Here is a 4,021-nt window from a genome sequence, read left to right as displayed (position 1 = left end):
GCCGGTCATGGGCGTGCCCGTCGAGCCGTCGAGCGGAGCCAGGCCGTGACCATCGACCACACGCTGGTGAAGCGCTTCCGGCAGGACGTCGGAGACAGGCTGGCCCATCAGCGCCGCCTGGACCAGGCCAGCGGCCTGCAGCCGATGACCGGTGAGGACGAGCGCCAGTTCGCCCGCGCGCTGATCGCGCAGATCCTGGAGGAGTTCGCCCGCGGCGAGATCGGCGTCGGCAGGACCCCGCCCACCGCCGAGGAGGAGGAGGCGCTGGCCGCGGGGATCCACGCGGCCCTGTTCGGCGTCGGCCGCCTCCAACCCCTGCTGGACGACCCCGAGGTCGAGAACATCGACATCAACGGCTGCGACCGGGTGTTCGTCGGCTACGCCGACGGCCAGGAGATCATGCGTGAGCCCGTGGCCGAGTCCGACGAGGAACTGGTCGAGCTGGTCCAGATCCTCGCCGCCTACAGCGGCCTGTCCAGCAGGCCGTTCGACACCGCCAACCCCCAGCTCGACCTGCGCCTTCCCGACGGCTCCCGGCTCTCGGCCGTGATGGACGTGACGGTCCGCCCGTCCATCTCCATCCGCCGCTCCCGGCTGGGCAAGGTCTTCCTCAGCGACCTGGTGGGAAACGGCAGCCTGACCCCGGAGCTGGGGCGTTTTCTGGCGGCGGCGGTGGCGGCCAGGAAGAACATCATGATTTCCGGTTCGACCAACGCCGGGAAAACGACACTGCTGCGCGCCCTGGCCAATGAGATTCCGCCCGCCGAGCGGCTCATCACCGTCGAGCGCGCCCTCGAACTCGGCCTCGACCAATTCCCGGAACTCCATCCCAACGTGGTCGCCTTCGAGCAGCGGCTGCCCAATTCCGAGGGCCAGGGCGAGATCACCATGGCGGAACTGGTCCGCCGCTCCCTGCGCATGAACCCGTCCAGGGTGATCGTCGGAGAGGTCCTCGGCGACGAGATCGTCACCATGCTCAACGCGATGACCCAGGGCAACGACGGCTCGCTGTCGACGATTCACGCCAACTCCTCGATGGAGGTCTTCAACCGCATCGCGACCTACGCGCTCCAGGCCACGGAGCGCCTGCCGATCGAGGCCACCCACATGCTCATCGCGGGCGCGATCGACTTCGTGGTGTTCATCGAGAAGCGCAACGACTACGCGGTGGGAGGCAGGCTGCGGCGCTTCGTGTCGAGCGTGCGCGAGGTGGCCGGAGTGGACGGCAGGGTGCTCTCCTCGGAGGTGTTCGCCATGACGCCCGACGGCCGGGTCGTGCCGCACGCGCCGCTGTCGTGCCTGGAGGAGCTCGCCCACTTCGGCTACGACCCGGGAGGCTGGACATGACCTCCCTGCCTCCGGGCCTGTTCGACCCGCTGGTGCTGCTGGCCGGCATCGCGATCGGCGCGGGGCTGTTCCTGCTCGTCATCGCGCTGTACGGGGTGCGCCCCCGCCCGTCGTCCCCCGGCAGGAAGGCGGGCAGGCGCGAGTTCGTCCGTGCCCTGTCCACCCGTACCGCGGCGGGGGTCATCGTCGGGGTGGTCGTGCTCGTGGTGACCGGGTGGCCGGTCATGGCGGTCGGAGCCGTGCTCCTCGCCCTGGCCTGGCGGGGCCTGTCCGGCGGAGCCGCCGAGGAGCGGACCGCGATGCGCAGGCTGGAGGCCCTGGCCGCCTGGACCGAGTCGCTCCGCGACACCATCGCCGGGGCGGCCGGGCTGGAGCAGGCGATCCCGTCCTCGATCCGGGCGGCGGCCCCCACGCTCCGCCCGCACCTGCGGTCGATGGTCGACCGCCTGCACACCAGGATGGCGCTGCCCGACGCGCTCAGGCGCTTCGCCGACGAGCTCGACGACCCGTCCGCCGACCTGGTCGTGGCCGCCCTCATCCTCAACTCCAAGCTGCGCGGCCCCGGCCTGCGTGACGTGCTCGGCGCGCTGGCCGTCTCCGCCCGCGAGGAGCTCGACATGCGCCGCCGGGTCGAGGCCGAGCGCCGCTCCACCCGGCGGAGCGTGCAGATCGTGGTCGGCACGGCCATCGCCTTCGCCGTCATGCTCGTGGTGTTCAACCCCTCCTATGTCGAGGAGTACGACAACGCGCTCGGCCAGGCCGTGCTCGTGGTGGTCGCCGGGCTGTTCGGCGCGGGGTTCGCCTGGATGCGCCGCCTGGCCCGCTTCGACAAACCCGCCCGCCTGCTGGGCCTGCCCTCCGGGGGTGAGGTGTCCGATGACTGAGGCGCTGCTGGCGGGCTCCGTGCTCGGGATGGGCCTGTTCCTGCTGTTCCGGGCGCTGTTCCCGGCCCGCCCAGGGCTGGTGACGCGGCTGCTGGCGCTCGACGCGGCCCGCGAGGGCACCGACGCGCCTCGCGCCCGGCTCATCCTGCCCGACGAGGAGGTCAGCGTCTTCCGGCGCGGCCTGGGGGAGCGGATGGCCCGCTTCTACGCGGCCAGAGGCTGGGAGGCGCGCTCCGCCAGGGCCGACCTGGCGCTGCTCGGCAGGTCGTTCGAGGGCTTCCTGGCCACCAAGGTGCTGCTGGCGGTCTCCGGGCTGCTGGCCTTCCCGCTGCTGGTCGGCTGGCTGGTGCTGATGGACTGGGGCGTCTCCCTCACCGTCCCGCTCTGGGCGGCACTCGTGGTCGCCGGGGTCTTCTTCGTCCTGCCGGACCTTCAGGTCAAGCGGGACGCCGCGCGGATGCGCCGCGACTTCCGGCACGTCGTCGGCTCCTTCCTGGACCTCGTCGCGATGAACCTGGCGGGCGGGCGCGGGGTGCCCGAGGCGCTGATGATGGCGGTCTCGGTGGGCAGTCCCGGCCCCGACGAGGAAGGCGCCAACTGGGCGATGTCCCGTATCCGCGAGGCACTCGGCAACGCCAGGATCGTCGGCATCACCCCCTGGCAGGCCCTCGGCCAGCTCGGTGACGAGATCAACGTCGACGAGTTGCGCGACCTGTCCGCGGCGCTCGGCCTGGTCGCCGACGACGGCGCCAAGGTCCGCTCGTCCCTCACCGCCCGTGCCGCGACCATGCGCCGCCGCGAGCTGGCCGAGATCGAGGGGCAGGCGGGCGAGCGCTCCCAGTCGATGCTCGTCGCACAGCTCCTGCTCTGCGCGGGTTTCGTGATCTTTCTAAGTTTTCCGGCCGCTATGAAGATGTTGGGGTCCTGACCATGCTGAGCCATCCGTGGATCACTTACGCGACCGCCGTTCTGAGCGTCCGGATCACCAGGGCGCGCAACGCCCCCACCAGGGGGGCCTCCGCCGTCGAATGGGTCATCATCACGGCCATCATCGCCGGGGTGGCGCTCGGCCTCGCCACGCTCATCAAGACCCTCGTCGAGGGGAAGCAGGCGGAGATCTCCAGTCAGTTCGGCGGCGGGGGCGGCGGGGGCGGCGACCTTGGAGACCCGTGACCGTGAGCGGGGCCGCCCCGGGAACGGGGGGGCCAAGCCCGGCCGGGACGGCAGCCGGAGTGGTGAACGCGGCGCCACGGGACGCGGTGCGCGTTCGGCCGCGCGCCGACGAGGCCGGGGCGGTGAACGCGGCGCCACCGTGATCGAGTTGGCGATCATCATGCCGGTGGTGCTGGTCGTCATCCTGCTCATCGTGCAGTCCGCCCTCTGGTTCCACGGGCGCCAGATCGCCGACGCCGCGGCCAGGGAGGGGGCGCGGCTGGCCCGGGTCGACACCGAGTCCTGGCAGCAGGACGCCGAGTCCCGCGCCCAGGAGGTGATCCGGACCGTCGGCCCGAAGCTCCTGGAGGGCGCCACGGTCACCGCCTGGGCGGAGGGCGACCAGCGGGGTGTCGAGGTGACCGCCTCGGCGGTCCAGGTCGTCCCGCTGCTGCCCTCCACCACGTTCACGGTCACCGCGCGCTTCGGCGGTCCCATCGAGTGTTTCCGGCCCGACGACGGAAGTGAAGGATGTCAGTCAATGACCCCCTCCTGAGGGAGGGGGCTTGAGGCGCGGTAATGCGCTTTGAAGCCCCGCGTTGACCAGCCCTGGCCGTCAGCTCAAGGAGGTGCGTTTT

General features: G+C 71.6%; 5 protein-coding genes. All 5 read left to right on the top strand.

Annotated features, from left to right (window positions below):
- Positions 1-1,347 (top strand): ATPase, T2SS/T4P/T4SS family (locus ABZ260_RS48005; protein ID WP_355631795.1); only part of this gene is annotated, 1,347 nt, incomplete at its 5' end.
- Positions 1,344-2,231 carry a type II secretion system F family protein gene (locus ABZ260_RS48000; protein WP_355631792.1) on the top strand — a complete coding sequence of 296 codons (888 nt, stop codon included), beginning with the start codon at positions 1,344-1,346 and terminating at the stop codon, positions 2,229-2,231. The genes ABZ260_RS48005 and ABZ260_RS48000, both read left to right, overlap by 4 nt.
- Entirely contained in the window at positions 2,224-3,159 is a 936-nt protein-coding gene (locus ABZ260_RS47995) for a type II secretion system protein (protein WP_350911827.1), read from the top strand. Before ABZ260_RS48000 ends, ABZ260_RS47995 begins: the two co-directional genes overlap by 8 nt.
- Before the next feature lie 2 nt (positions 3,160-3,161).
- On the top strand, positions 3,162-3,404 hold the full coding sequence (locus tag ABZ260_RS47990) for a hypothetical protein (protein ID WP_355631789.1): 243 nt from the start codon (positions 3,162-3,164) through the stop codon (positions 3,402-3,404).
- Between the two features lie 139 nt (positions 3,405-3,543).
- On the top strand, positions 3,544-3,939 hold the full coding sequence (locus ABZ260_RS47985) for a TadE family protein (protein ID WP_355631786.1): 396 nt from the start codon (positions 3,544-3,546) through the stop codon (positions 3,937-3,939).
- The last annotated feature ends 82 nt before the right edge of the window (positions 3,940-4,021 follow it).

The sequence above is a fragment of the Streptosporangium sp. NPDC006013 genome (assembly GCF_040614275.1).
In the GTDB taxonomy this organism is placed as follows: Bacteria; Actinomycetota; Actinomycetes; order Streptosporangiales; family Streptosporangiaceae; genus Streptosporangium.
This window is presented reverse-complemented; position numbering and strand designations above follow the sequence as displayed.